The following is a 25977-nucleotide window of genomic DNA, read 5'->3' as shown; positions in this document are numbered from 1 at the left end:
GGTCGCGCGATCAGGTCGACCGTGATTGCGGCCCCGCCGGTATTTTGACGTTGAGCGCTGGACCGAGCCGGTACCGGCTACGCAAATCGGTCGGTCGCCCGCACCAGCGCGTTGACGTTCTCGGCCTCGAATGCCGAATGGCCCGAGGCGGGCGTGATGATCAGTTCGCCCTTGGGCCAGACCTTCTTCAGGTCCCAGGCATTGGTCACCGGGCACACAACGTCATAGCGGCCGTGCACCATGACGCCGGGAATGTCGGCGATCCTGTGCGCGTCGCGCAGCAGTTGGTCGTCGCACTCGAAGAAGCCGCCGTTGACGAAGTAGTGGTTCTCGATCCGCGCGAACGCGAGCGCGAAGTGCGGGTCGGCGTGGCTGCTGGCGAAATCCTCGTCGATGTGCAGGAAGCTGGTCGCGCCTTCCCAGACGCTCCAGGCGCGCGCGGCGTCCAGGCGTGTGGCTTCGTCGTCGGAGGTCAGGCGGCGATGGAACGCGTCGATCAGGTCGTGGCGCTCGTTTTCAGGGATCGCACGGATGTAGTGCTCCCACGCGTCGGGGAACAGGCGCGAAGCACCCTCCTGGTAGAACCACTCCAGCTCCCAGCGACGCAGCATGAAGATCCCGCGCAGCACCAGCTCGGTGACGCGTTGCGGATGGGTCTGCGCGTAGGCCAGCGCCAGGGTCGAACCCCACGAGCCGCCGAACACCTGCCAGCGACCGATGCCGAGCGTTTCGCGCAGCGTTTCGATATCGGCCACCAGATGCCAGGTGGTGTTGTCGACCAGATCCGCATGCGGGGTCGAGCGCCCGCTGCCGCGCTGGTCGAACAGTACGATGCGGTACTTGGCCGGGTCGTGGAAACGCCGCATCTTGCCGTTACAGCCGCCGCCGGGGCCGCCGTGCAGCAGCACCACCGGCTTGCCGTCGGGGTTGCCGGACTGCTCGTAATAGAGCGTATGGCGGTCATCGACCTTCAGCAGGCCGGTGTCGTAGGGCTGGATCTCGGGATAAAGCGTGCGCATGCGGACTCCTGCGGAAGCATTGGCTCGAGTGTAGCGAGGGGTGCCGTGGATGGCAGCCTTGATGGCCGCTGCACCGGGGCGCGGCGCGCAGCCGAGCAAGCTCGGCTCTACGGTTGCCGGACCAGCCGGGCCTTTCGTAGAGCGGAGCTTGCTCCGCTGCATCTGCGCGACCGATGCGAGCGCAATCCGGCAAGCTCGGCCCTACGTGTCGCGGGCGTTCCGGGCCCTGTAGCACGGTGTCATGGTCTGCGTCGGCCCGAAGTGATGCGCTCGCGCTGCTCCAGGTCGCGGTCGGTCCGGATATCGATCAAGCCGGCCGCGTTCAGCAGCGCACGTACCGCGGCGCCCTGCTCCCAGCCATGCTCGATCAGCAGCCAACCGCCAGGCACCAGGTGCGCCGGTGCGCCGCGGCTGATCGCGCGGATCGCATCGAGTCCGTCGATGCCCGAGACCAGCGCCGTGCGCGGTTCATGCCGCAGGTCGCCCTCGCGCAGATGCGTGTCGGCCTCGGCGATGTAAGGCGGATTGCTGGCGATCAGGTCAAAGCACTCACCGGCCAACGGCGTGAACCAGTCGCCGTGGCGCAGCTCGACATTGGTCGCGCCCAGCGAACGGGCGTTGTCGCGGGCGATCGCCACGGCGGCGCTGCTGGCGTCGGTAGCGACCACCCGCGCGGCCGGCCGCTCGAGCGCCAGCGCCAGCGCGATGGCGCCGCTGCCGGTACCCAGATCGGCCACCCGCGACCGGGCGCCATCGGGCAATCGCGCCAGCGCCAGCTCCACCAGAAGTTCGGTCTCGGCCCGCGGGATCAGCGTGGCCGGCGTGACCTGCAACTCCAGGCGCCAGAAGCCGCGGCGGCCGGTCAGGTAGGCCACCGGCTCGCCGGCGATGCGCCGGGCGAGCAAGTCCTCGAACCGGGCCTGCGCCGCCTCCGGTATCGACTCGTCGCCATGCGCGAACAGCCAGCTGCGGGGCCGCTGCAGCGCGTGGCCGAGCAGCAGTTCGGCATCGGCGCTGTCGATCCGCTCGCGCGTCGCGCGCAGCACTGCATCTATCCGGATCATTGCGCCGCGGCCACCCTGTACGAGTCTCGATGCGGCGCGCTGCCGCATCAGCGCGCATCCTACCCGGCGAGGCCACGGCCGGCGAGGCCGACCCCTGCGAGGACATCGGCCTCACCCGCGGCGCTCCATCATCGCTGCATGCGATCCCTGCGAAACGTACTGGCCGGCTCGACGCTGGCGGTGGCCGCCGTGTTCACCACCGGCTGCGAGAGCCTGCTGTTCGGCTTCGCCAACGGCGGACTGGAGCCGCCCGAGACCACCGTCACCTATGCACCCGAACTCGGGCTGGCGCTGGATGTCTACCGGCCGCAACGCGCGGGCGCCGGTACTTCGCCGGTGGTGGTGTTCTTCTACGGCGGGAACTGGCAGCGCGGCGAGCGCGGGCAGTACCGGTTCGTCGCCCGGCGCCTGGCCCGCAACGGCGTGCTCGCGATCGTCGCCGACTACCGCACCTGGCCCGATGCGGAATTTCCGGGCTTCATGGACGACGCCGCACGAGCAGTGGCCTGGGCGCGCGAGCACGCCCAGGAGTACGGCGGCGAACCGCGGCAGTTGTTCATCGCCGGGCATTCCGCCGGTGCGCAGATTGCCGGCCTGCTCGGCAGCGACGGGCGCTATCTGGACAGGCACGGGCTCGAACTGGCCGACATCGCGGGCGTGGTCGGGTTGTCGGGGCCGTACGATTTCGTGATCAGTGGCCGCTATCGCAAGGTCTTCGGCCCGCCGGCGCAGTGGCCGCAGGCGCAGGCGATCAACCATGTCGATGGCGACGAGCCGCCGTTCCTGCTGATCCATGGCGCCGACGATGGCGTGGTGGAGGCGCGCGACAGCGTGCAGATGGCCGGGAAGCTGCGCGAGCACGGGGTGGCGGCCGAACTGCTGGTCCTGCCGGATGCGGGTCACAGCACAACGCTTCTCGGCTTGTACCAGCCGCAGCGCGCGCCGGCGGTGCTGCCGGCGGTGCTGGGATTCATCCGGGCGGCGGAGGCGGCCGGCCAGCCGGCGAGCGGGCAGGGGTAAGGGCACGCGGAACCGGCTTGCGTCGGCTGCCGGGTTGTCGCGCGCCCTCATCCGCCCTTCGGGCACCTTTTCAGCTCTGCACAGCCTTCGGGCGCCGCAGCGGGAGAAGGGAAATACGCGCGGCTGAAGAAGCAGAAGGCCTTCGCCCGGACCGCAATTCATAGCCTAGACCTATCGTTTCAATTGTATCAATCGATTTGATCAAAACGATAGGCAACTCTAGGATGGCCATTCCCGATTTCCACTCCCAACCCAGAGGACCATCGAAATGTCTTTGATCAATACCGAAATCAAGCCGTTCAAGGCGCAGGCATTCAAGAACGGCAAGTTCTTTGAAGTGTCCGAGGCCGACCTGAAAGGCAAATGGTCGGTGGTGTTCTTCTACCCGGCCGATTTCACCTTCGTCTGCCCGACCGAACTTGAGGACCTGGCCGAGAACTATGCCGAGTTCCAGAAGCTGGGCGCGGAGATCTACAGCGTCTCCACCGATACCCATTTCGCCCACAAGGCCTGGCACGACACCTCCGAGGCGATCAAGAAGATCCAGTACACGATGATCGGCGACCCGACCGGGCTGGTCAGCCGCAACTTCGAGGTGATGATCGAGGAGGTCGGCCTGGCCGATCGCGGCACCTTCGTCATCGACCCGGACGGCAAGATCCAGATCATCGAGATCAACGCCGGCGGCATCGGCCGTGACGCCTCCGAGCTGCTGCGCAAGGTCAAGGCGGCGCAGTACGTCGCCGCGCATCCCAACGAGGTCTGCCCGGCCAAGTGGAAGGAAGGCGAGAAGACCCTCGCCCCGTCGCTGGACCTGGTCGGCAAGATCTGATCAGGCCGCCGCAAGGCACTGGAACCCGGGCGTCCGCGCCCGGATTCCCCCGCGGCGCCCGCTGTCCCGACCGCAGTACCGCCGCAGCAAAAAGCCCGCGCAGCAAGCAACAGCGCAGCAAACGCGCGCATGCCGAAAGCGCGGATGTTTGCATCAGCGGCCCGGGCGGCGCCGATTTCCCCATCGGCTCCCTCCCCTGGCCCGGGCCGCTTCTGCAAGTGTCCTCCGCTTCCCTCCCCCTTCTGTTTGGAGCCGTGACCATGCTCGACGACACGCTCAAGACCCAACTCAAAACCTACCTCGAAAAGGTCACGCACCCGATCGAGATCGTGGCGTCCCTCGAGGAGGGCGAGAAGTCGCAGGAGCTCGACGTGCTGCTGCACGACATCGCCTCGATGTCCGACAAGATCACCCTGGTCCGCCGTGACGGGGACGACGTGCGCAAGCCTTCGTTCGCGATCAACCGGCTCGGCACCGATATCGGCGTGCGTTTTGCCGGCATCCCGATGGGCCATGAGTTCACCTCGCTGGTGCTCGCCCTGCTGCAGGTCGGCGGCCATCCGTCCAAGGCCGCGCAGGATGTGATCGAGCAGGTCCAGGGGCTCGACGGCGACTATCGGTTCGAGACCTACTACTCGCTGTCGTGCCAGAGCTGCCCCGACGTGGTGCAGGCGCTGAACCTGATGAGCGTGCTGAACCCGCGCATCGAGCACGTCGCGATCGACGGCGCGCTGTTCCAGGACGAGGTCGACGCGCGCCAGGTGATGTCGGTGCCGACCGTGTTCCTCAACGGCGAGGTGTTCGACCAGGGCCGGATGAGCCTGGAGCAGATCGTCGCCCGCATCGACCGCGGCACCGAGAAGCGCGACGCGGAGAAGCTCCGCGCCAAGGAGGCGTTCGACGTGCTCGTGATCGGCGGCGGCCCCGCCGGCGCGGCCGCGGCGATCTATGCCGCGCGCAAGGGCATCCGCACCGGCATCGCCGCCGAGCGCTTCGGCGGCCAGGTGCTGGACACGATGGCGATCGAGAACTTCGTCTCGGTGCAGTACACCGAGGGCCCCCAGTTCGCCACCGCGCTGGAGCAGCACGTGCGCGAGTACGACGTCGACATCATGAACCTGCAGCGTGCGCAGAAACTGGTGCCGGCCAGTGCCGGCAGCGATGGCCTGGTCGAGGTGCAACTGGCCAACGGCGCCTCGCTGAAGTCCAAGTCGGTGGTGTTGTCCACCGGCGCGCGCTGGCGGCAAATGGGCGTGCCCGGCGAGGACCAGTACCGCAACAAGGGCGTGGCCTACTGCCCGCACTGCGACGGGCCGCTGTTCAAGGGCAAGCGCGTGGCGGTTATCGGCGGTGGAAATTCCGGGGTCGAGGCGGCCATTGACCTGGCCGGCATCGTCGCCCACGTCACCCTGATCGAATTCGACAGCCAGCTGCGCGCCGACGAGGTGCTGCAGCGCAAGCTGCGCAGCCTGCCCAACGTCGACGTCATCGTCAGCGCGCAGACCACCGAAGTGCTCGGCGACGGCCACAAGGTCAATGAACTGGTCTACCGCGACCGCAGCAGTGGCGAGAGCCACACGATCGCGCTGGAAGGGGTGTTCGTGCAGATCGGGCTGCTGCCCAATACCGAGTGGCTCAAGGGTGCGATCGAGCTGTCGCCGCGCGGCGAGATCGTGATCGATGAGCGCGGCCAGACCTCGATGCCGGGCGTGTTCGCCGCCGGCGATGCCACCACGGTGCCCTACAAGCAGATCGTGGTGGCAATGGGCGCCGGTTCGACCGCCGCGCTGAGCGCGTTCGACCATCTGATCCGCAGCTCGGCGCCGGCGGAACAGGCGGCTGCGGCATGAGTGTTGCCCCCTCTCCCGCTGTTTGCGGGAGAGGGCTGGGGTGAGGGCACGCGACAGCCGGCGTGCGGCGCAAGTCGCCGAAAAGCGTCCTCATCCGCCCTTCGGGCACCTTCTCCCGCAAGCCGGATAAGTGCAGAAGCAAGAGTCGCCTCACCGTGGGACGCCCATATGAACCTGCGCGACCTCAAGTACCTGGTGGCCCTGGCCGAGCACAAGCACTTCGGCCGCGCGGCCGCGGCCAGCTTCGTCAGTCAGCCGACCCTGTCGACCCAGATCCGGAAGCTCGAGGACGAGCTGGGGGTATCGCTGGTCGAGCGCGCGCCGCGGCGGGTGATGCTGACCCCGATCGGGCTGGACATCGCCCAGCGTGCGCGCCGGGTGATCGCGGAGGTCGAGCAGATGGCCGAGATCGCCCGCCGCAGCCAGGACCCCGAGGCCGGCACGGTCAAGCTGGGGCTGTTCCCGACCCTGGCGCCGTACCTGCTGCCGCACGTGCTGCCTGGCGTGCGCCAGCGCTTCGCGCGGCTGGAGCTGCTGCTGGTGGAGGAGAAGACCGACCAGATCCTCGCGCGGCTGCGCGATGGTCAGCTCGATGCCGGCATCCTCGCCCTGCCTATCCATGACGAGCAATTGCACATTGAGCCGTTGTTCGACGAGCCGTTCCTGCTCGCGGTGCCGCGCCAGCATGCGATGGCGCGGCAGGCATCACTGGCCCTGGGCGAACTCGACGACCAGCACCTGCTGCTGCTGGAGGAAGGCCATTGCCTGCGCGACCAGGCCCTCGATGTCTGCCGCCTGGCCGGCGCCAACGAGCGCGACGGCTTCCGCGCGACCAGCCTGGAAACCCTGCGGCAGATGGTCGCCGCCGGCGTCGGCATCACTTTGCTGCCGGTGCTGGCGGTGCAGCCGCCAATGCCGGCCTCGCCGGACCTCGCGCTGATCCCGTTCCGCGGCCAGCCGCCGCACCGGCAGATCGCGATGGTCTGGCGCAAGAGCTCGGCGATGGATGGCTTCCTGCGGCAACTGGCCGAGCAGTTCCGCCAGCTGCCCCCCGCCCTGCTGCAGCCGCCCATCAACCCCCTGTAGGAGCGGCTTCAGCCGCGAGCCAGAACGGGTTATCCCACGCCCCGGCCGATCGCGACGATCGCCTCCCCGGCGCGCCAGCGACCATCCCGGACCAAAGGCATCGCGGCTGAAGCCGCTCCTACGGCTGCGTAGACTGGGCCGGAACCGCCGCGCCGATCGGGCAGCTCACGCCAGTCCCGCCCAAGCCGCAGTAGCCGCCCGGGTTCTTCGACAGGTACTGCTGGTGCTCGTCCTCGGCGTAATAGAACTTTGGCGCCGGATAGACGATCTCGGTGGTGATCTCGCCCACGCCGGCGGCGCGCAGCCGCGCCTGGAACGCATCGCGGCTGTTTAATGCCGCGCGGTGCTGCGCCTCAGTGTCGCAATGGATCACCGAGCGGTATTGGGTGCCGGTATCGTTGCCCTGGCGCATGCCCTGGGTCGGATCATGGCCTTCCCAGAACGTCCGCAGCAGCGTCTCGAAGGCGATCTCGGCGGGATCGTAGACCACCAGCACCGCCTCGGTGTGCCCGGTTTCGCCGCTGCAGACCTCGCGGTAGGTCGGGTTGGGCGTATAGCCGCCGGCGTATCCGACCGCGGTGGTGAACACCCCCGGAATCGACCAGAACAGGCGCTCGGCGCCCCAGAAACAACCCATGCCGAACTGCACCTGCGCCAGACCGGCAAATGCATCGCGCAGCGGCCGGCCGTGGACGTGGTGGGCGTTGCGACGCAGCCGCATTTCGTCGGCGCGACCAGGCAATGCCGCGTCCGGCTGCGGCAGGCGTTGTTTGAAGGCTCCGATACCGAGCATGGGGGGTCTCCTGGTGTTGTCGTGGGTTCCTGGAAGCGGTCCTCTGTAGGAGCGGCTTCAGCCGCGATCCGAAGTCGGCGCGCGCGAACCGTTCCCGATCGCGGCTGAAGCCGCTCCTACCATCAAGATCGCGGCGCGCCGGATGGAAACACCCCGGCATCCGGTGATTCCTCGTCTCGCGCGGCCGGCGTGCCGAAGCCCAGCGCGTCCACCACCTCGCGCGCCTTCGGCACCGCCGACTCGGGCACGCAGACCTGCACCACGCCGAACAGCGGCAGCTCGCCCATGCCGCCGACCAGCGCCTCGCCCTTGAGGAACACCGGAATGTCGGCGTCCTCCAGCGCATGGCGCACGAGGTGGGCGTCGATCAGGTTGGCGGCGTCGTACACGGTTCTCATCGCGATGAGCATACGCCGGGGGCAATGTTGGGCTTGCGAAGGCGGCGCCCGCCCCTGCCCTGGTGAAACCGTCGGGGGCTGGAGGGGGTGGGCTCCCGGCTTTCAACCGCGGGGCCCATCCCCACCGGCTAAACTGCGCGTTCGTCCCCCGCCGTGTCGTGCCGCATGTCCGCAACGCCCCCGCCCTCCGTCACCGAGAACCCCATCGTCGCTCCCCCGGCACGCCAGGACTTCATACGGCAAATCGTTCGTGACGATCTCGCCAGCGGAAAGCACGACGCGATCAAGACGCGCTTCCCGCCCGAGCCCAACGGCTACCTGCACCTGGGCCACGCCAAGGCGATCTGCCTGAACTTCGGGCTTTCCGGCGAATTCGGCGGCGCCTGCAACCTGCGCCTGGACGACACCAACCCGGCCAAGGAAGACCCCGAGTACGCCGCCGCGATCCAGCAGGACGTGCGCTGGCTCGGCTTCGACTGGCACGAGCTGCGCCATGCCTCCGACTATTTCGAGGTGTTCTACCTGGCCGCGGAAAAACTGATCCGCCAGGGCGATGCGTTCGTCTGCGACCTGAGCGCCGAGCAGATCCGCGAGTACCGCGGCACCCTGACCGAGCCGGGCCGGCCCTCGCCGTTCCGCGAGCGCAGCGCCGAGGACAGCCTCGCCCTGTTCCGGCGCATGCGGGCGGGCGAGTTCGCCGACGGCAGCCACACCCTGCGCGCCAGAATCGACATGGCCAGCGGCAACATCAACATGCGCGATCCGGCGCTGTACCGGATCAAGCAGGTCGCGCACCAGAACACCGGCGATGCCTGGCCGATCTACCCGATGTACGACTTCGCGCACGCGCTCAGCGATGCGATCGAGGGCATCACCCACTCGCTGTGCACGCTGGAGTTCGAGGATCATCGGCCGCTGTACGACTGGTGCGTGGACAAGGTCGACCTCGCCCACAGCCCCGAGCTGCTGGCGCCGCTGGCCGCCAGGGGGCTGCCGCTGGAGGCCAGCAAGCCGCGCCAGATCGAGTTCTCGCGGTTCAACCTCAACTACACGGTGATGAGCAAGCGCAAGCTCGCCGCGCTGGTGCAGGCCGGGCTGGTCGACGGCTGGGACGACCCGCGCATGCCGACCCTGCAGGGCATCCGCCGCCGCGGCTATACCCCGGCATCGCTGCGCCTGTTTGCCGAACGCCTGGGCGTAAGCAAGCAGAACTCGCTGATCGACTTCTCGGTGCTGGAGGGTTGCCTGCGCGAGGACCTTGACGCCGCGGCCGCGCGCCGCATGGCGGTGGTCGAACCGCTCAGGCTGGTCATCACCAACCTCGACGCCGGACACGAGGAATCACTGAGGTTCCCCAACCACCCCAAGGACGAGAGCTTTGGCTCGCGCGATGTGCCGTTCTCGGGCGAGCTGTGGATCGAGCGCGAGGATTTCGCCGAGGTGCCGCCGAAGGGCTTCAAGCGCCTGGTCCCCGGGGGCGAGGTGCGCCTGCGCGGCGCCGGCATCTTCCGCTGCGACGAGGTCGTCAAGGACTCCGATGGCGTGGTGGTCGAGCTGCGCGGCGAGCTCGATCCCGAGTCCCGACCCGGCATGGAAGGCGCCAACCGCAAGATCAAGGGCACGATCCACTGGGTCAGCGCGCGCCATGCGGTCGCCGCCGAGATCCGCCTGTATGACCGGTTGTTCTCGGTGGCCGACCCCGACGACACCGGCGACGGCAAGACCTACCAGGACCATCTCAATCCGGAGTCGCGCCGCATCGTCACCGGCTATGTCGAGCCGTCCGCGGCCGAGGTCGCGCCCGAGCAGGCGTTGCAGTTCGAGCGGCTCGGGTATTTTGTGGCCGACCGCCGCGATTACAGCCCGGGCGCGCCGGTGTTCAACCGCAGCGTCACCTTGCGTGACACCTGGGCGAGCAAGGCTTGAGGATCCAACCACTCCGGAGACATGCCATGTACCGTCCGGCCATGTACCGTCTGTCCCTGCGCCGTCTGTTCGTGTTGTCGATCTCGACCTGCCTGCTCGCGCTGGCTGCCTGCACCGCGCCCATGCAGGGCGATGGCGACGCCGCGCGCGCGCACCTGCCTGCGTCCGGCGCGCCGGCCGAGGCCAGCACACCTCCCGGTCGCCAGGCGCCGCCGATGAGCGACCCCCTGCCTCCCCAGGTCGCGCCCGAGCAGCCCGCACCGCCGCAAACCGCGCCCGGCGACGCAGGCGTGACGCTCGACCGCAGCTGCCACCGCGATGCCGACTGCACCATCAAGAACGTCGGCAACTGCTGCGGCGAATATCCGGCCTGCGTCAACGTCGACAGCCCGACCGATCCGGCCGGCGTACAGGCACGCTGCGCCGCGCAGGGCATGGTCTCGACCTGTGGTTTCCCGGCGATCAGCAGTTGCCAGTGCGTGCAGGGCGAGTGCGAAGGCAGCAACGCGGCGGTCGTGCATTGATGGCCAACGCGCAGATGGTGCATTCACAGATCCACCTGACCCTGCCGGCGTGGGTCCATGACGCGGTCGACACCGCACGGACCTACCCCGGCGACGAGGCCAAGGTGGCACTGGCGATCGACCTGTCGCGGCGGAATATCGAGGCGCACAGCGGCGGGCCGTTCGGCGCGGTGGTGTTCGGCGCCGGCGACCGCATCATCGCCATCGGCGTCAACCGGGTGCGGCCGCAGGCGTGCTCGCTCGCGCATGCCGAGGCGATGGCCTACATGCTCGCCCAGCAGCGCACCCAGCGCCCGCGCCTCAACCGGACCGACGACGACGAGCCCTGCGGCCCGATCACCCTGGCGAGCTCAGCGCAGCCATGCTGCCAGTGCTACGGCGCCACGATGTGGGCCGGCATCGACCGGCTGCTGATCGGCGCGCGCAGCCAGGACGTCGAGGCGCTGACCGAGTTCGACGAAGGCCCGCTGCCGGCCGACTGGATCGGCGAACTGGAAAAGCGCGGGATCGCGGTCGTGCGCGACCTGCTCCGGGAGCAGGCGCGTGCGGTGCTCGCCCGCTACGGCGAACTCGGCGGCGTGCCGTACTGATGCGGCGCACCGCGCCGGATCGCGTAGGGCGGGCACGTTTTCGGTGCCCGTCATGGGCAGTCCCCAAAGCGGGGGCCGAACCGGTCTCCACCCGACCGTCATCGCGGCTGAAGCCGCTCCTACAGGGGCTGGCCGAATGACTCCCGACGCGTTGTTCTGCTGGTGCCGACCGGGCTTCGAGCCCGAGTTGGCGGCCGAACTGGCCGAACGCGCCGGCGCGCTCGGGCTGCACGGCTATGCGCGCACCCAGCGCGGCGACGGCTATGTCGAGTTCATCAGCGACAACGCCACCGCGCTGTGGCGTGCGCTGCCGTTCGCGCAGCTGATCTTCGCCCGCCAGAAACTGCTGCGCCTGGCCGACCTGCCGGGGCTCGACGCGACCGACCGCATCACTCCGATCGTGCAGGCGCTGCAGGCGCACGCCGCTGCGCACGGCCACACCACCTACGGCGACCTCTGGGTCGAGCACCCCGACTCCGACACCGGCAAGCCGCTGGCCGGACTGGCGCGCAGCTTCGGCAACGCGCTGCGCCCGGTGCTGCGCAAGTCGGGATGGCTGGCCCGCAGCGAGGACCCGACCCGGCCGCGGCTGCACGTGGTGTTCCTCGGCGGCCACCATGCGGTGCTCGCCACCGGCCACACCCGTGACAGCTCGCCATGGCCCCAGGGCATCCCGCGCCTGCGCATGCATGCCGACGCGCCAAGCCGGTCGGCGCTGAAGCTGGAAGAAGCGCTGTTCACCCTGCTCGACGACGAGGAGCGCGCACGCATGCTGCGCGACGAGATGCGCGCCGCCGACCTCGGCGCCGCGCCCGGCGGCTGGACCTGGGTGTTGATGCGCAACGGCTTGCGCGTGGTCGCGATCGACAACGGTCCGCTGCGGCCGCAACTGCTGGAAAGCGGCCGCGTCGAGCACCTGCGTGCCGACGGATTCCAGTGGCAGCCCAAGGCCCCGCTGGACTGGATGGTCTGCGACATGGTCGAGCAGCCCCGACGCGTCGCCGAACGCATGGGGGTCTGGTTCCGCGAAGGCTGGTGCCGCCACGCGATCTTCAACCTCAAGCTACCGATGAAGAAGCGCTGGGACGAAACCCGGCTCTGCCTGGACCTGTTCGAGCAGCACGCGCGCAAGCCGATGATCGTGCGTGCCAAGCAGCTGTTCCACGACCGCGAGGAGATCACCGTGTTTGCGACGCCGGCGCCCTGAGCAACGCCGCGGCTGCTGGGCTTGTCAGCCCAGCCTACGCCGCGGGCTCCTTGGTAGGAGCGACGTGAGTCGCGATGACGGCGCCACGGGAGCCTGCGCGGTCGCAGCTCCTACAAAGACCGCAGGTTCGCCGGCACACGCAGCGGGTTTTCCGGTGCTACAGCCCCGCCGCCCGCCTCCACAACGCATGCGTCAATGGCGGCAGCCGGCCGGCGAGGCCGAGCAAGGGCCCGCGCAACAACGTGGCCGCCACCGCATCGTTGGAGAACAGCCGGTTGAGTCCGTCGAATGCGTACGCCGCCAGTGCGTTCTCGCTGCGGCGCTGCCGCGCCCAGCGCGCGAGCCGCGCCGGGGCGGCGATGTCGACATCGCGCTGGCGGCCAGCTGCCACTGCCGCACGCAATGCCGCCACATCGCGCAGGCCGAGGTTGACGCCTTGACCGGCCAGCGGGTGCACGACATGCGCGGCATCGCCGATCACCACGACGCGGCCGGCGACGCAGGACCGGGCCAGTTTCCGCCGCAGCGGGAACGCGATGCGTCGAGACACCGCTTGCATCGAACCGAGCGGCCCGTCGAACGCTCGCTCGAGCTCCAGCAAAAAGGCCGCGTCATCGGCCTCCAGCAGCCGCGCGGCCTCGGCCTCGGGCAAGGTCCAGACGATCGAGCTGCGCCGCTCGGACGCGTCCGCAAACGGCAGGAATGCCAGCGGCCCACCGGGCAGGAAGCGTTGCCAGCACGTCGCCTCATGCGGGCGCTCGCTGTCGACGAACGCAACCAGGCCGCGCTGCCGGTAATCGTGTTGCTCGACTTCGATGCCGGCGAGTGCACGCAGCCGCGAGTCGGCCCCGTCGGCGGCGACCACCAGCCGCGCATGCAGGCTCGGGCCGGAGTCGAGCTGCAGCCGGACGCCGCCTTCGTCCTGGTCCAGCGCAACCACCTGTTCCGGGCAGTACAGCTGCACGCCGGCGGCCGGTAGCGCCGCCCACAGGCGATCGACCAGCAGCCCGTGCTCGACGATCCAGCCCAGTTCGCGCCGGGCCAAGACATCGGCATCGAAAGCCAGTTCACCGCCACCGCCCGCGTCCCATACCCGCATCGCGCGATACGGCTGCGCGCGGGCCTTGCGCACCTCGTGCCACACGCCCAGGTCGTCGAGCAACGCGGCGTTGTCGGGCGCGAACGCGTACACGCGCAGGTCGGGGGCAGCGGCGCGCCACGGCCGCGGCTCGCGCGCTTCCACCAGCGCCACGCGCAGGCCGTCGCGGGCAAACGCCAACGCTGCCGCCGCGCCGACCACGCCGGCGCCGACCACCGCGACGTCGAATGGATCGCGCCGGCTCATGCGCGGTCCATGTTTGGTTCCCGGCACAGCGCCGGGACCTCGCCGCGATAGCCCAGCGCCCCGCCGACCAGCGCCGCCTGCACCGACGGCAGCCGGTCGAAGGCGAACAGGCCGAGGCTGCGCAAGGGCCGCAGCAGGCCGGCGGGATTCGCGCTCAGCCGTGCCAGCCCGTCGGAGAACGCCAGGGTGCGTTTGCGGTCCTCACGACGGCGGCTGACGTAAGCCTGCAGCAATGCCGGCGCGCCGCAGTCCAGGTCGCCCGCGCCTGCGCCCGCGCGGCCCTGCTCGATCAGCTCGGCCAGAGTCAGCGCGTCGCGCAGGCCGAGGTTGAATCCTTGCGCGCCGATCGGGTGGATGGTCTGCGCGGCATTGCCGACCAGCACCGCGCGCGACGCGGTGGTGCGCTCGGCCAGCACCCGGATCGCCGGATAGGCGCTGCGCTCGCCGCAGCCGAGAAAACGACCGACCCGCCAGCCGAAGCTCGCCTGCGCACGGGCGAGAAAGCCGCTTTGGTCGAGCGCGGCCACGGCATCGGCCTGCTCGCGCGCGACCCCCAGCACCAGCCCGTAGTGTCGGTCGCCGCGCGGTAGCAACGCGGTCGGGCCGTGCTCGGTCAATCGCTCGTAAGCGGTGCCGTCGGGCGCGCGCTCGGCGCGCAGGCGCGTGACCAGCAGGCTCTGCCGGTAGTCATGCTGCCGGGCGTGGATGCCCAGCGCATCGCGCACACCGCTGCGGGTGCCGTCGGCGCCGACCAGCAGGCGCGCGCGCAACAGGCGTTCGCCGCCGCCGTCGGCCACCCGCAACTGGCGCACGCCAGTAGCGGCCATGCCGGGATCAGTCGAATTGGCGAGTCCGAGGAAGCGCATCGGCCGGTAGCGCGCCAGTTGCGGCAACTCCGCCAGCCGCGTCTCCAGCGCCTCGCCGAAATCGCGCGCCACCACGACCTGCCCGAATTGGGTACGCCCATGCCGACGCGCGTCGAGCACGGCACGGCCGAAGTCGCCCTGGCGGCTGAGGTGGATCCGCTCGATCGCCCCGGTCGGCGCGCGCAGCTTCTGCATCACGCCCAGCGCGGTCAGGGCATTGACCGTGGCTTCGGCAAAGCTGAGGTTGCGCTGGTCGAACGCGGCTGGAAGCGCACCCGGCGACGCGGCTTCGATCAGGCCGACATCGAGCCCGATACGCACCAGTGCAATCGCCAGGCTGGCGCCGACCAGCCCGCCGCCGACGATCAGCACGTCGTGCAGCGGTGCTTCGCCGGATGCGTCCGACGCACCGGAGCGGGACGTGGGCGCGGACTGTGACGACAGGGAGCTGGCAGGCATTGCGCTATGCTACCGGCTCCCGTCGGCATCGCCTGTCTGCACACTATGAACCGTCCCGCTTCCCGCCCTTCCGGCCCGTCTTCCCACGCTTCCGGCAAGCGCGCTTCCGACAAGGCCGGGCTTTCCGACAAACTCTTTGCGCCCGGCCCGTGGGTGCTCGCCGCGTTGATCGTGGTCGCGGCGCTGACCCGGCTGTTGCCGCATCCGCCGAATTTCTCGCCGGTCGCGGCGATCGCGCTGTTCGGCGGGGCGTATTTCGCCTCGCGCGGCTGGGCGCTGCTGGTCCCGCTGGCGGCGCTGCTGATATCGGATCTGGTGATGGCTGCGACCCTGGGCGGCCTGTACGCGGGCTACTTCGGCGGCGCCGGCATGTGGCTGGTGTATGCCTGCATCGCGCTGACCACCGTGCTGGGCCTGGGGCTGCGCGGCAAGGTCAGCGGCGCCCGCGTTCTGGGCTACTCGCTGGCCGGCTCGGCGCTGTTTTTCCTGATCACCAATTTCGGTGCGTGGCTGGGCAATCCGATGTACCCGCAGAACGCCGGCGGCCTGGCCGCCTCATATGCCGCCGGCATCCCGTTCTTCCAGTGGACCGTGCTCGGCACATTGTTCTACGCGGCGGCGCTGTTCGGCGGCTTCGCCCTGCTGCGCCATCGCATCCCGGCGTTGCGGGCACAGACGGTCTGAAGGTCGGGACTCGGGACTCGGGACTCGGGACTCGGGACTCGGGACTCGGGACTCGGGACTCGGGACTCGGGACTCGGGACTCGGGACTCGGGACTCGGGACTCGGGAAAGGCTAAACGCCTCTCTCCCAAGCGCAAGCGAAGGAGCCCCTCCTCACTTCTCACTTCTCACTCCCCACCATTGACCCGCACCCGCTCCCATGGGTAACCGCCTCTCCAAGATCTACACCCGCACCGGCGATGACGGCAGCACCGGCCTGGGCGACGGCAGCCGCGTCGGCAAGGACTCGGCTCGGGTCACCGCCTACGGCACCGTCGACGAGGCCAACTCGAGCATCGGGCTGTTGCTCGCCGCCGAGCTGCCCGATCCGGTGCGCGACCTGCTGACCTCAGTGCAGCACCAGCTGTTCGACCTCGGCGGCGAGCTGTGCATTCCCGGCCATGCCGCGATCTTCGATACCGATGTCGAACGTCTCGAGCAGCAGCTCGACGCTTTCAACGAATCGCTGCCGCCGCTGAAGGACTTCATCCTGCCCGGCGGCGGCGAGGCCGCGGCACGCTGCCACCTCGCCCGCACCATCGTCCGCCGCGCCGAGCGCGAGGCAGTCACATTGGCGCAGCTGGAAACGGTGCGGCCCGAAGCAGTGCGATACCTTAATCGCTTGTCAGACCTACTGTTCGTACTGGCCCGCGTGCTCGCACGCGATAGCGGTCACGGCGAGGTGCTCTGGAACCACGAGCGTCGCAAGGGCTGAGCGCCGCGTGTACGTCTACACCCATCCGGCCTGCCTGCGGCACGATCCCGGCCCCACGCACGCGGAGCGGCCCGAGCGGCTCTCGGCCGTCACCGACGCACTGCGTGCCACGTTCGATGCCCTGCAGTGGCAGGAGGCGCCGCGCGCGACCCGCGGCCAGTTGCTGCGCGTGCACGACGACGCACTGCTGGCGCTGGTGCTCGATAACCCGGTGGACACCCGCATCGCGCTCGATCCCGACACCATGCTCGGGCCGGGTTCGGCCGAAGCCGCGCTGCGCGCCGCCGGTGCCGGCGTGGCGGCCGTCGACGCGGTGCTTGTCGGCGGCCAGCGCCGCGTGTTCTGCGCCGTACGCCCGCCCGGTCACCACGCCACCGGCTCGGCGGCCATGGGCTTTTGCCTGTTCAACAGCATCGCGGTGGCCGCGTCGCATGCGTGTGAGAAGCATGGCCTGAGCCGAGTCGCGGTGGTCGATTTCGACGTGCACCACGGCAATGGCACCCAGGCCATCTTCGAGACCGACCTGCGGGTGATGTATCTCAGCTCGCACCAGTTGCCGCTGTACCCGGAGACCGGCCGAGCCGACGAGCACGGCGTCGGCAACGTGATCAATGCGCCGCTGCCGCCGGGCGCGGGCAGCGAGCCCTTCAGGGCGGCATGGCGCGAGCACCTGCTGCCGGCGCTGGACGCCTTCCGCCCTCAGATGCTGCTGATCTCGGCCGGTTTCGATGCGCATCGGCTAGACCCGCTGGCCCAACTCGAACTGGAGACCGACGACTACCGCTGGCTGACCACCGAACTGGTCGCCATTGCCGAGCGCCATGCGCATGGGCGGCTGGTGTCGATGCTCGAGGGCGGCTACGACCTGCAGGCGTTGCGCGAGTGCAGCGTGGCGCACGTCGGGGCGCTGCTGGCGCCCTGAGGCATGCTGCCCGCCTCGCTGTAGGCACTACTTTCCCGCCCGACTCCGCACCGGCTTCGCCGTGGCTACGGTCATGCCGCTGGTGCGCGGTTCGCGGCGCCTTTCCGTTGCCGTTGCCGTTGCCGTTGCCGTTGCCGTTGATCTTGCAAACGCAAATCAATCCACCTCGCATCTCCACAGACCCCGAAGGGGCGGCGCACATGGATGTGCGCCGTTTTCCGATCGAGGCAGGATGCCGAGTCGGAAAATCCCTGCGTCGCCCGCACGCCGAGGTGTTTGAAGTGTCGGGGAAGGGCCTTTCTTTGGCTACTTTCTTTGGCCCTCGCAAAGAAAGTGACTCGCCTTCAGGCGAAAGCATTTGATCCTTGCCTGTCTACCGCCTGCGGATGTTTTTAAGATCGCAGCGCGCGCTCAAGATCAAGATCAAGAGCTTCCGCCTGAAGGCGGGTCACTTTCTTTGCTAAGCCCAAAGACAAAGAAAGGGCTTTCCCCGACACACCTCCCGTGCGGGCATGGAGTAGCGCGGGGATTTTTCGACTCGCCATCCATGGCTCGGTCGAAAAACGGCGGGCATCCCCCGCCGCCCCTTCGGGGTCTGTGGAGAGGCGTCGTTGATTGATCTGCGTTGAATCAATAGCAAGCGCAACGGCAACGGCAAGCGCAAGGGCAAGGGCAAGGGCAAGGGCAAGGGCAAGGGCAAGGGCAAGGGCAAAGGCAAGGGCAAGGGCAAGGACAAGGGCAGGCCAAGATCGAGGTCATCTGGCTTCCAGCTTTCGCTGGAATGGCGGGTACCGGGTCAGCCGCCGCCGATCGCCGCTTGCGGCACGAACTCCAGTGCCGCCGAATTGACGCAATAGCGCAGTCCGGTCGGCTTGGGGCCGTCGGAAAATACGTGCCCCAGGTGCGAATCGCAATGCGCGCACTTGGCTTCGATCCGACGCATGCCATGGCTGTCATCGCTGACTTCGTGGATCGCCTCGGGGGTGAGCGGCTGCCAATAGCTCGGCCAGCCGCTGCCGGATTCGTACTTGGTCTCCGAGGAGAACAGCGGCGCGCCGCACGCCGCGCAGGTGTAGGTGCCGGGCTCCTTGTGGTTCCAGAACCGGCCGGTGAACGCGCGTTCGGTGGCCGAGCAACGGCAGACCGCGTACTGCTCCGGCGATAGCTGCTCACGCCACTGCGCTTCGGTTTTTTCGATCGGATGGGTGCTCACGGTGGTCTCCTGCGAAATACCGGTCAAGATGAATGCCCTGGCCGTGAAGATGGTGTCCGCGTTGCCCCCCTGCAAGGTATGCGGCAAGCTAACCGCCGCTTTTACCCATCGGATCGCCGCGTGCGCAAACCCCTTCGCCTGCTTCCGCTCACGCTGTGCATCTCGCTGGCCCTGCCGGTCCATGCACAGGACGAGGACGCCGACGACTGGGGCCTGTGCCCGATCGGCGATGTGGTGCCGGCGTTCGACGACGCGCCGGTGCCGCAGGGGACCGCGCAACAACGCGCACAGGAGCCGACCGACATCGAAGGCGGCCAGCTGTCGCGCTCCGGCGAGGGCGAGAACCTCGTGGTGCAGGACAACGTGCGGCTCAGCCGCGGCGACCAGTTCCTGGGCACCGACAAGCTGACCTACGACGAGGAGACCGGGCAGTACGTCGCCGAGGGCAGCGTGCGCTACCAGGACGCGGGCATGCGCATCGTCGCCGAACGCGCGCAAGGCAACCAGACCGCCGACCGCCACCGGATCGAGAACCTGCAATATCAGCTGGTCGAGCGCCGCGGCAATGGCGGCGCCGAGCGCATCCAGCTCGAGGGCGCGCAGGGTGCACTGATCGGCTCGACCTACTCGACCTGCGACCCCGACCAGCGCGCCTGGCAGCTGCGCGCGCGCCGCATCGACATCGACACCGAGGAAGGCATGGGCGTCGCCCACGGCGCGGTCGTGCAGATCGGCCGCGTGCCGGTGCTCTACGTGCCGTGGCTGATGTTTCCGATCGACGACCGCCGCCGCACCGGCCTGCTGTATCCGTCGATCTCGTTATCCAGCCGCAACGGCTTCGACTGGAAGCAGCCGATCTACCTCAACCTGGCGCCCAACTACGACGCCACCCTGACGCCGCGCCTGATGACCGATCGCGGCACGCAACTGGGCGGCGAGTTCCGCTGGCTGTATCCCGACGGCCGCGGCACGGTGTCGGGCGAGTGGATGCCCAGCGACGAGCTGCCCGAGCGGGAGCCGGAGCGGTACCTGCGAGTGGCGGGCGACACCCTGCCTGACCAGCGCGGCCTGTTCCGGCTCAATGCCAGCCATGACCTGAGTCGCCGCTGGCGGGTACGCGCCAATCTGGGCTGGGTCAGCGACCCGCACTACCTGGAGGACTTCAGCAACAGCCTGTACGCGGTATCGACCTACACCATCCGCAGCACGGCCGGCATTTTCGGCGGCGGCCGGCACTGGAACACCGGATTGATGGCGTACCACTACCAGCTGGCCGACTACACGCTGACCGAACGCAACCTGCAGTACGACCGGCTGCCGCGCGCATACTTCAACTGGTCGCAGCCGGTCGGGCGCTGGTTCGAGGCCGGACTCAACGCCGAGGCGGTGCGCTTCCAGCACTCGGTGCGTGAAGAAGGCAGCCGGCTGGACGTCAAGCCCTACATCGCCATGCCGCTGGAAGGCGCGAGCTGGTTCGTCAATCCGAGACTCGCCTGGCGCTATACCACCTACCAGCTGGACGACTCGCTGGCGGCCCGCACCGGTGACGGCTCGCCCACGCGCACCCTGCCGATCACCTCGGTGGACGCCGGCATGTTCTTCGACCGGCCGGCGCGCTTGTTCGGCGAGTCCTACCTGCACACGCTCGAGCCGCGCATCTACTACCTCAACGTGCCCTACCGCGACCAGAGCGGGATACCGCGGTTCGACACCCGGCCGATGACCTTCAGCTGGGGCCAGTTGTTCCGCGACAACCGCTATACCGGTCCGGACCGGCAGATCGACGCCAACCAGTTGACCACCGCGCTGACCACGCGCCTGATCAGCGAGGACGACGGGCGCGAGCGGTTGTCGGCCAGCGTCGGCCAGATCCACTATTTCGAGGACAGCCGGGTCTCCGCCGGCGAGACCAACGCGGTCCAGCGCGGCCAGTCGGCCTGGGTCGCCGACATCGGCGTCTCGCCCGGAGACCGCTGGACGATCAACGCCGCCTACCAGTGGGACCCCAACTTCCGCCGCGAAGACCTGGCCAGCATCCGCGCGCGCTACCTGGTCGGTGACAGCGGCGTGGTCAACCTGGGCTATCGCTACCGGCGCGGGCTGGTCGAGCAGGCGGACTTCTCGTTCCTGTACCCGATCGACCGCAACTGGAGCCTGGTCGGCCGCTACTACTACTCGATCGAGGAGGACAAACTGCTGGAATCCATCGCCGGCGTGCAGTGGGAAAGCTGCTGCGTGGCGGTGCGCCTGGTCGCGCGGCGCTACGTGCGCGACCGCGACGGCGATCTGGACGATTCACTGCGCCTGGAGATCGAACTCAAGGGCCTGGGCTCGGCCGGCCAGAAGACCGAAGGCGTATTGCGCCGTGCTATCCTCGGCTACGATCGCGACGATCTTTATCTCGTACCACCGTCCTTCGTGCCGCCCGGCGAAGTCGACCCCTCCCCCGACTCGATCCTATGAAGAAACTATTCGCGTGTCTCCTTGCCGCCGCGTTACTGGCTGCCTCCGTACAGGCCCAGCAGGTGCAGCCCATCGACGGCATCGCCGCGGTGGTCGATGAGGATGTGATCCTGCGCAGCGAGCTCGACCGTGCGCTGAACAACGTGCTGCTGCAGTACGCCGGCCGCAGCGAGCAGCTGCCGCCGCGCGAGATCCTCGAGCGGCAGGTACTGGAGCGGCTGGTGCTCATCAACCTGCAGGTGGCGCGGGCGGCGGGCACCGGCGTGCGCGTCGGCGACCAGGAAGTCGACCAGGCGATCGCCGGCATCGCCGCCCAGAACCAGGTCAGCGTCGAACAACTGGCCCGGCAGGTCGCCAGCGACGGCACCTCCTATGCCGAATTCCGCGACTCCATTCGTGACGAACTGATCATCCAGCGGCTGCGCCAGCGGTTTGCGCAGACCCGGGTGTCGGTCAGCGATGCCGAGATCGACGCGGCGCTGGAGTCGCAGCAGGCGTCGGGGGCACAGTTCCACCTCGCCCACATCCTGGTGGCGCTGCCCGAAGGCGCGACCCCGGAGCAGATCGCGATCGCACAGCAGAAGGTCGAAGGCATCAAGGGCCTGCTCGATCGCGGCGAGATGGATTTTGCGGCCGCGGCGGTGCGTTATTCCGACAGTCCCAATGCGCTGGAAGGCGGCGATCTGGGCTGGCGCAGCCTCGATGAGATCCCGGTCGCGTTCGCCACGCTGGTCAGAGACATGGCGCCCGGCGAGGTCAGCGCGACGTTGCGTGGCCCCAGCGGCTTCCAGTTGCTGCAGATGGTGGAAACCCGCGACGCCTCCGAGGACGGCCCCGACCTGGTGACCCAGTACCACGGCCGACACATCCTGGTCCGCGTGGACCCCAACGTCAGTGATGCCGCGGCCAAGGCCGAGATCGACACCTTGGGCGCGCGCATCGCCGGCGGTGCCGACTTCGCGGAAGTCGCACGCGAGCATTCCGACGACCCGAGTTCGCAGAGCCGTGGCGGCGATCTGGGCTGGTTCACGGCGGATCAGTTCGGCCCTGATTTTGGCGCCCAGATCACCTCACTGCAGGACGGCCAGGTGTCCAAGCCGTTCCGCACCCCGGCCGGCTGGCACATCGTCGAGCGCCTCGGCAGCCGCCAGAGCGACGTGGGCGCCGACAACCGCCGCGCCCAGGTCAGCGAAACCATCGGCCGCCGCAAGCTCGAGGACGAGTGGAACCGCTTCCTGCGCGAGATGCGCGGCGAAGCGTACGTCGACTACCGCATCGGCCCGCCCGACGACGACGCCTCTGGCAATGCGCCGGACGCGCCGGCGCCCGCCAGCGACGGCTGAGATGCCCCCGCGCCGGCTCGCGCTGGTACCGGGCGAACCGGCCGGCGTCGGCCCGGAGCTGTGTGTCCGGCTCGCGCAGCAGCGCCGCGACTACGGGCTGACCGCATTCGGCGATCCCGATGTGCTGCGGCAGGCGGCCGAACGGCTCGGCCTGCCGCTGGCCTTTTCCGACGATCCGGATGCGCCGGCGACCGTGCCGGGCACGCTCGGTCTGGTCGAGATCCGCAACGCCGCACCCTCGCGCCCGGGGGTGCTGGAGCCGCGCAACGCCGGCGCGGTGATCGATGCGCTGCACACCGCCGCGGAGGCATGCCTGCAGGGCCGCTTCGATGGCCTGGTGACCGGGCCGGTGCACAAGGCCGTGATCAACCAGGCCGGCATCGCCTACACCGGCACCACCGAGCTGCTCGCCGCCCACGCCCGATGCGAGGTGGTGATGATGCTGGCCAATCACATCGTCCGCGTCGCCCTGGCCACCACCCACCTGCCGTTGCGCCAGGTCGCCGACGCGATCGATGGCCCGCGGCTGGCCGGCACCATCCGCATCCTGCATCGCGCCCTGCAGCGCGATTTCGGGATCGCCGCGCCGGCCATCGCGGTGCTCGGCCTGAACCCGCACGCCGGCGAGGCCGGGCATCTCGGCCGCGAGGAAATCGACATCATCGAGCCCGTGCTCGAGCACCTGCGCGGCGAGGGCCTGCAGCTGATCGGCCCGTTGCCGGCCGACACCGCGTTCCTGCCCGGCAAGCTGCACGATTTCGATGCGGTGCTGGCGATGTACCACGACCAAGGCCTGCCGGTGCTCAAGTACAGCGGCTTCGAGCAGGCGGTTAATTTCACCCTCGGCCTGCCCTACCCGCGCGTCGCGGTCGACCACGGCACCGCGCTCGACCTGGCCGGGACCGGCACGGCCGACCCGTCGAGCCTGTTCGCCGCCGCCGAGGCCTGTGCGCGGATCGTGCGGGTTCGGAGTGAAGCGGTTTTGACGCGGATGAACACGGATAAGAGCGGATAAGAATCAGTGGAACGATGCTGTTCGGCGGATCGGGCCTTGCCGCCCGCCGGACCAAGCCCTATCCCCGCGAAAACGGATCTCCAGAGTGGGAACTGTTTTGCGATGACTCCCAATACCGGCATTCGCAACAGAATTCCCCTCTGCTTCTTCACCTTGATCCGCGTCCATCCGCGTCCATCCGCGTTAATCCGCGTCAAAAAACGCCCCTTCAACCGGCCATCCGCCATGACCCGCAGCAGCCATTTCCACGAGCCGCCCAAGAAGAGCCTCGGCCAGCACTTCCTGCACGAGCGCGGCATCATCGACAAGATCGTGCAGGCGGTGAACCCCAAGCCCGGTGACCGGCTGGTCGAGATCGGCCCGGGCCAGGGCGCGATCACCTTCCCGCTGCTCGACCGCCACGGCGAGCTCACCGTGATCGAGTTCGACCGCGACCTGATCTTCCCGCTGACCGAGGCCGCGCATGCGCACGGCACGCTGACGGTGATCCACCGCGACGTGCTGAGCGTTGACTTCGACGCGTTGGCCGGCGACGAAGGTCCGATCCGGCTGGTCGGCAACCTGCCCTACAACCTGTCCTCGCCGATCCTGTTCCATGCGCTGGACCACGCCGCGTCGATCCGCGACATGGTGTTCATGCTGCAAAAAGAGGTTGTCGACCGCATGGCGGCCGGGCCGGGCAGCAAGATATACGGCCGCCTCAGCGTGATGCTGCAGGCGTATTGCACGGTCACGTCGCTGTTCAGCGTGCCGCCGGGTGCGTTCCACCCGCCGCCCAAGGTTGAATCGGCGGTCGTGCACCTGCTGCCGCATGCGCCAGAAAGCATCGGCATCGCCGACCGCACGACGTTCGCCAATGTCGTACGCGACGCATTCGGCCAGCGCCGCAAGACGCTGCGCAATGCTCTGTCGAGGATCTGCGAGGCGGGCATGATCGAAGCCGCCGGCGTACGGTCCGACGCGCGCGCCGAGCAACTGCCGGTGGCCGACTTCGTACGCCTGGCCAATGCGCTTTCGGAGCAGGGAACGGGGAACAGGGAACAGGGAACGGAGGGTTGAACCGCGTCGCTGGGGTGCTGCCTTACCGCTATCGCGCCCCTGGACGAAAACTTGTTTGCCAACCCGCCTCCGTTCCCCACTCCCGCTTCATTGTTGCCGCTTCACTGTTTCCCGCTTCACCATCATTCCGCTCACCCCGCCCTGCAACTACACTGCCTGCATGGATCCCCACACCGATTACGTCTTCGACATCGAAGTCGCCACGCGTTACCTCCACGACCAGTCCGAGCCCGAGCAGGCTCGCTATGTCTTCGCCTACACCATCCACATCCGTAACAGCGGCCGCGTGCCGGCGCGCCTGCTGTCGCGCCGCTGGGAGATCACCGATGCCAACGGCAAGGTGCAGCAGGTCCGGGGCGAAGGGGTGGTCGGCGAGCAGCCGTGGCTGAAGCCGGGCGAAGGCTTCCGCTACACCTCCGGGGCGGTGCTGGAGACCGACCTGGGCACGATGCAGGGCAGCTACGCGATGCTCGCCGACGATGGCACCGAGTTCGAGGCGCCGGTCCCGGCATTCACCCTGACTGTGCCGCGCACGCTGCACTGATGGGCATCGCATGACCACCTGGGCCATCGGCGACCTGCAGGGCTGTTACGACGCCACCGCGCGCCTGCTCGAGCGCATCTCGTTCGACCCGGCAAGCGACCGGCTGTGGTTCTGCGGCGACCTGGTCAACCGCGGCGGGCAGTCGCTTGAGACCCTGCGGCTGGTGCATTCGCTGCGCGAGTGCGCGAGCGTCGTGCTGGGCAACCACGACCTGTCGCTGCTGGCAATCGGCGAGCGCCGCGAGGAGGAGCAACGCAAGGTCAACCCGGACCTGCAGCGCATCGTGCTGGCCGAGGACCGCGACGTGCTGCTCGGCTGGCTGCGCATGCAGAAGCTGGTGCATGTCGACCGCGAACTCGGCTGGATGATGGTGCACGCCGGGCTCGCCCCGAAGTGGACCACCCAACTCGCCCAGCGCCACGCACGCGAGATCGAGGAGAAACTGCAGGGCGAACAGTACCGGCGCCTGCTCAAGAACATGTACGGCGACGGGCCGGCGTGGAACCCGCAGCTCAGCGGGGTCGAGCGCGATCGCGCGATCATCAACACGATGACGCGGCTGCGCTACTGCTCTCCGCGCGGCCGCATCGCATTCGAGGACAAGGGCGTCCCCGGCACCCAGCCGGCCGGCCTGTACCCGTGGTACGCGGTGCCGGGGCGGGCGGAGCGCGACCTGAAGATCGTCTGCGGCCACTGGTCGGCGCTGGGGCTGTTCATCGGCCACGGCGTGCATGCGATCGACACCGGCGCGGTCTGGGGCGGCAAGCTCACCGCGCTGCAGCTCGACACCGAGGAACTGCGCGTGGTGCAGGTGCCCGGGCGCGATGTACCGGCCGATCCGCCGAGGTCGCGGCCGCCGCGGCGGCCGCAGAAGCAGCGTGGGCGGCGGTGATACGGAACGGAGGTTTTAAGTTCTAAGGCCGACGGCATATCGAGCCAAGCATCGAGTGATGCCGCTTGTGGCTGCCGGCAGTTCCCCCCTTTGAAAAAGGGGGTTGGGGG

General features: G+C 68.8%; 24 protein-coding genes. 17 read left to right on the top strand and 7 right to left on the bottom strand.

What is annotated here, in order from left to right:
* Positions 1-77 precede the first annotated feature (77 nt).
* On the bottom strand, positions 78-1019 hold the full coding sequence (pip, locus tag ACJQWM_RS05335) for a prolyl aminopeptidase (RefSeq protein ID WP_332702493.1): 942 nt from the start codon (positions 1017-1019) through the stop codon (positions 78-80).
* Positions 1020-1258: 239 nt separating this feature from the next.
* Positions 1259-2083, bottom strand: coding sequence for a peptide chain release factor N(5)-glutamine methyltransferase (gene prmC / locus ACJQWM_RS05330; RefSeq protein ID WP_332702579.1), 825 nt, complete (start codon positions 2081-2083; stop codon positions 1259-1261).
* Between the two features lie 138 nt (positions 2084-2221).
* Here prmC and ACJQWM_RS05325 point away from each other — a divergent pair, with 138 nt between their 5' ends.
* From ACJQWM_RS05325 to ACJQWM_RS05310, 4 genes are all read left to right on the top strand, one after another.
* Entirely contained in the window at positions 2222-3103 is an 882-nt protein-coding gene (locus ACJQWM_RS05325) for an alpha/beta hydrolase (RefSeq protein WP_332702495.1), read from the top strand.
* Positions 3104-3371: 268 nt separating this feature from the next.
* Positions 3372-3935, top strand: a complete 564-nt coding sequence (gene ahpC, locus ACJQWM_RS05320) for an alkyl hydroperoxide reductase subunit C (protein ID WP_332702497.1) — start codon at positions 3372-3374, stop codon at positions 3933-3935.
* A gap of 260 nt (positions 3936-4195) precedes the next feature.
* The gene (gene ahpF / locus ACJQWM_RS05315) at positions 4196-5785 is read left to right on the top strand and encodes an alkyl hydroperoxide reductase subunit F (RefSeq protein ID WP_332702499.1); all 1590 of its coding nucleotides are present in this window, start codon (positions 4196-4198) and stop codon (positions 5783-5785) included.
* 168 nt (positions 5786-5953) lie between these two features.
* Entirely contained in the window at positions 5954-6871 is a 918-nt protein-coding gene (locus ACJQWM_RS05310) for a LysR substrate-binding domain-containing protein (RefSeq protein ID WP_332702501.1), read from the top strand.
* Positions 6872-6989: 118 nt separating this feature from the next.
* On the opposite strand, the gene msrA is transcribed toward ACJQWM_RS05310, so the two are convergent.
* Together msrA and ACJQWM_RS05300 are read right to left on the bottom strand one after the other, a co-directional pair.
* On the bottom strand, positions 6990-7664 hold the full coding sequence (gene msrA, locus ACJQWM_RS05305; RefSeq protein WP_332702503.1) for a peptide-methionine (S)-S-oxide reductase MsrA: 675 nt from the start codon (positions 7662-7664) through the stop codon (positions 6990-6992).
* A 122-nt stretch (positions 7665-7786) separates the two neighbouring features.
* Positions 7787-8062 carry a putative signal transducing protein gene (locus ACJQWM_RS05300; protein ID WP_332702505.1) on the bottom strand — a complete coding sequence of 92 codons (276 nt, stop codon included), beginning with the start codon at positions 8060-8062 and terminating at the stop codon, positions 7787-7789.
* A 165-nt stretch (positions 8063-8227) separates the two neighbouring features.
* On the opposite strand from ACJQWM_RS05300, the gene ACJQWM_RS05295 reads away from it, so the two are divergent.
* The 4 genes from ACJQWM_RS05295 to rlmM all read left to right on the top strand — a co-directional run bounded on the left by ACJQWM_RS05295 (position 8228) and on the right by rlmM (position 12309).
* Positions 8228-9988 carry a glutamine--tRNA ligase/YqeY domain fusion protein gene (locus tag ACJQWM_RS05295; protein WP_332702507.1) on the top strand — a complete coding sequence of 587 codons (1761 nt, stop codon included), beginning with the start codon at positions 8228-8230 and terminating at the stop codon, positions 9986-9988.
* A 215-nt stretch (positions 9989-10203) separates the two neighbouring features.
* Entirely contained in the window at positions 10204-10512 is a 309-nt protein-coding gene (locus ACJQWM_RS05290; protein WP_411306713.1) for a hypothetical protein, read from the top strand.
* A 14-nt stretch (positions 10513-10526) separates the two neighbouring features.
* Positions 10527-11102 (top strand): nucleoside deaminase, encoded by a 576-nt coding sequence (locus ACJQWM_RS05285; protein WP_332702581.1) that lies wholly within the window; start codon positions 10527-10529, stop codon positions 11100-11102.
* 136 nt (positions 11103-11238) lie between these two features.
* On the top strand, positions 11239-12309 hold the full coding sequence (gene rlmM, locus ACJQWM_RS05280; protein ID WP_332702509.1) for a 23S rRNA (cytidine(2498)-2'-O)-methyltransferase RlmM: 1071 nt from the start codon (positions 11239-11241) through the stop codon (positions 12307-12309).
* 157 nt (positions 12310-12466) lie between these two features.
* Here the strand turns inward: rlmM and ACJQWM_RS05275 are convergent, their stop codons facing one another.
* Both ACJQWM_RS05275 and ubiH read right to left on the bottom strand, forming a co-directional pair.
* Positions 12467-13654, bottom strand: a complete 1188-nt coding sequence (locus tag ACJQWM_RS05275; RefSeq protein WP_332702511.1) for an FAD-dependent oxidoreductase — start codon at positions 13652-13654, stop codon at positions 12467-12469.
* Positions 13651-14979, bottom strand: a complete 1329-nt coding sequence (gene ubiH / locus ACJQWM_RS05270; RefSeq protein ID WP_332702513.1) for a 2-octaprenyl-6-methoxyphenyl hydroxylase — start codon at positions 14977-14979, stop codon at positions 13651-13653. The genes ACJQWM_RS05275 and ubiH overlap by 4 nt, the downstream gene beginning before the upstream one ends.
* A 153-nt stretch (positions 14980-15132) precedes the next feature.
* Between ubiH and ACJQWM_RS05265 the strand changes: the two genes are divergently transcribed.
* The 3 genes from ACJQWM_RS05265 to ACJQWM_RS05255 all read left to right on the top strand — a co-directional run bounded on the left by ACJQWM_RS05265 (position 15133) and on the right by ACJQWM_RS05255 (position 17338).
* The gene (locus tag ACJQWM_RS05265) at positions 15133-15663 is read left to right on the top strand and encodes a DUF6580 family putative transport protein (RefSeq protein WP_332702515.1); all 531 of its coding nucleotides are present in this window, start codon (positions 15133-15135) and stop codon (positions 15661-15663) included.
* A 198-nt stretch (positions 15664-15861) separates the two neighbouring features.
* Positions 15862-16416 (top strand): cob(I)yrinic acid a,c-diamide adenosyltransferase, encoded by a 555-nt coding sequence (locus tag ACJQWM_RS05260; protein WP_332702517.1) that lies wholly within the window; start codon positions 15862-15864, stop codon positions 16414-16416.
* A gap of 7 nt (positions 16417-16423) precedes the next feature.
* On the top strand, positions 16424-17338 hold the full coding sequence (locus ACJQWM_RS05255) for a histone deacetylase family protein (RefSeq protein ID WP_332702519.1): 915 nt from the start codon (positions 16424-16426) through the stop codon (positions 17336-17338).
* A gap of 796 nt (positions 17339-18134) precedes the next feature.
* On the opposite strand, the gene msrB is transcribed toward ACJQWM_RS05255, so the two are convergent.
* Positions 18135-18551 (bottom strand): peptide-methionine (R)-S-oxide reductase MsrB, encoded by a 417-nt coding sequence (gene msrB / locus ACJQWM_RS05250; protein WP_332702522.1) that lies wholly within the window; start codon positions 18549-18551, stop codon positions 18135-18137.
* Positions 18552-18671: 120 nt separating this feature from the next.
* Between msrB and lptD the strand changes: the two genes are divergently transcribed.
* The 6 genes from lptD to ACJQWM_RS05220 all read left to right on the top strand — a co-directional run bounded on the left by lptD (position 18672) and on the right by ACJQWM_RS05220 (position 25867).
* A complete protein-coding gene (gene lptD / locus ACJQWM_RS05245) occupies positions 18672-21014 on the top strand; it encodes an LPS assembly protein LptD (RefSeq protein WP_411306705.1) in 2343 nt (780 codons plus the stop codon).
* Positions 21011-22357, top strand: a complete 1347-nt coding sequence (locus ACJQWM_RS05240) for a peptidylprolyl isomerase (protein WP_332702526.1) — start codon at positions 21011-21013, stop codon at positions 22355-22357. Before lptD ends, ACJQWM_RS05240 begins: the two co-directional genes overlap by 4 nt.
* 1 nt (position 22358) lies before the next feature.
* A complete protein-coding gene (gene pdxA, locus ACJQWM_RS05235) occupies positions 22359-23372 on the top strand; it encodes a 4-hydroxythreonine-4-phosphate dehydrogenase PdxA (RefSeq protein WP_332702529.1) in 1014 nt (337 codons plus the stop codon).
* A 225-nt stretch (positions 23373-23597) separates the two neighbouring features.
* A complete protein-coding gene (rsmA, locus tag ACJQWM_RS05230) occupies positions 23598-24431 on the top strand; it encodes a 16S rRNA (adenine(1518)-N(6)/adenine(1519)-N(6))-dimethyltransferase RsmA (protein ID WP_332702583.1) in 834 nt (277 codons plus the stop codon).
* A gap of 160 nt (positions 24432-24591) precedes the next feature.
* Complete coding sequence (gene apaG / locus ACJQWM_RS05225; RefSeq protein WP_332702531.1) at positions 24592-24975, top strand: Co2+/Mg2+ efflux facilitator ApaG/CorD; 384 nt, start codon at positions 24592-24594, stop codon at positions 24973-24975.
* Between the two features lie 10 nt (positions 24976-24985).
* Positions 24986-25867 carry a symmetrical bis(5'-nucleosyl)-tetraphosphatase gene (locus ACJQWM_RS05220; protein ID WP_332702533.1) on the top strand — a complete coding sequence of 294 codons (882 nt, stop codon included), beginning with the start codon at positions 24986-24988 and terminating at the stop codon, positions 25865-25867.
* The last annotated feature ends 110 nt before the right edge of the window (positions 25868-25977 follow it).

This window comes from Novilysobacter longmucuonensis (assembly GCF_046600735.1).
In the GTDB taxonomy this organism is placed as follows: domain Bacteria; phylum Pseudomonadota; class Gammaproteobacteria; order Xanthomonadales; family Xanthomonadaceae; genus Novilysobacter_A; species Novilysobacter_A longmucuonensis.
Note: the sequence above shows the minus strand (reverse complement) of the source record. Positions and strands in the feature narration are given on the sequence as shown.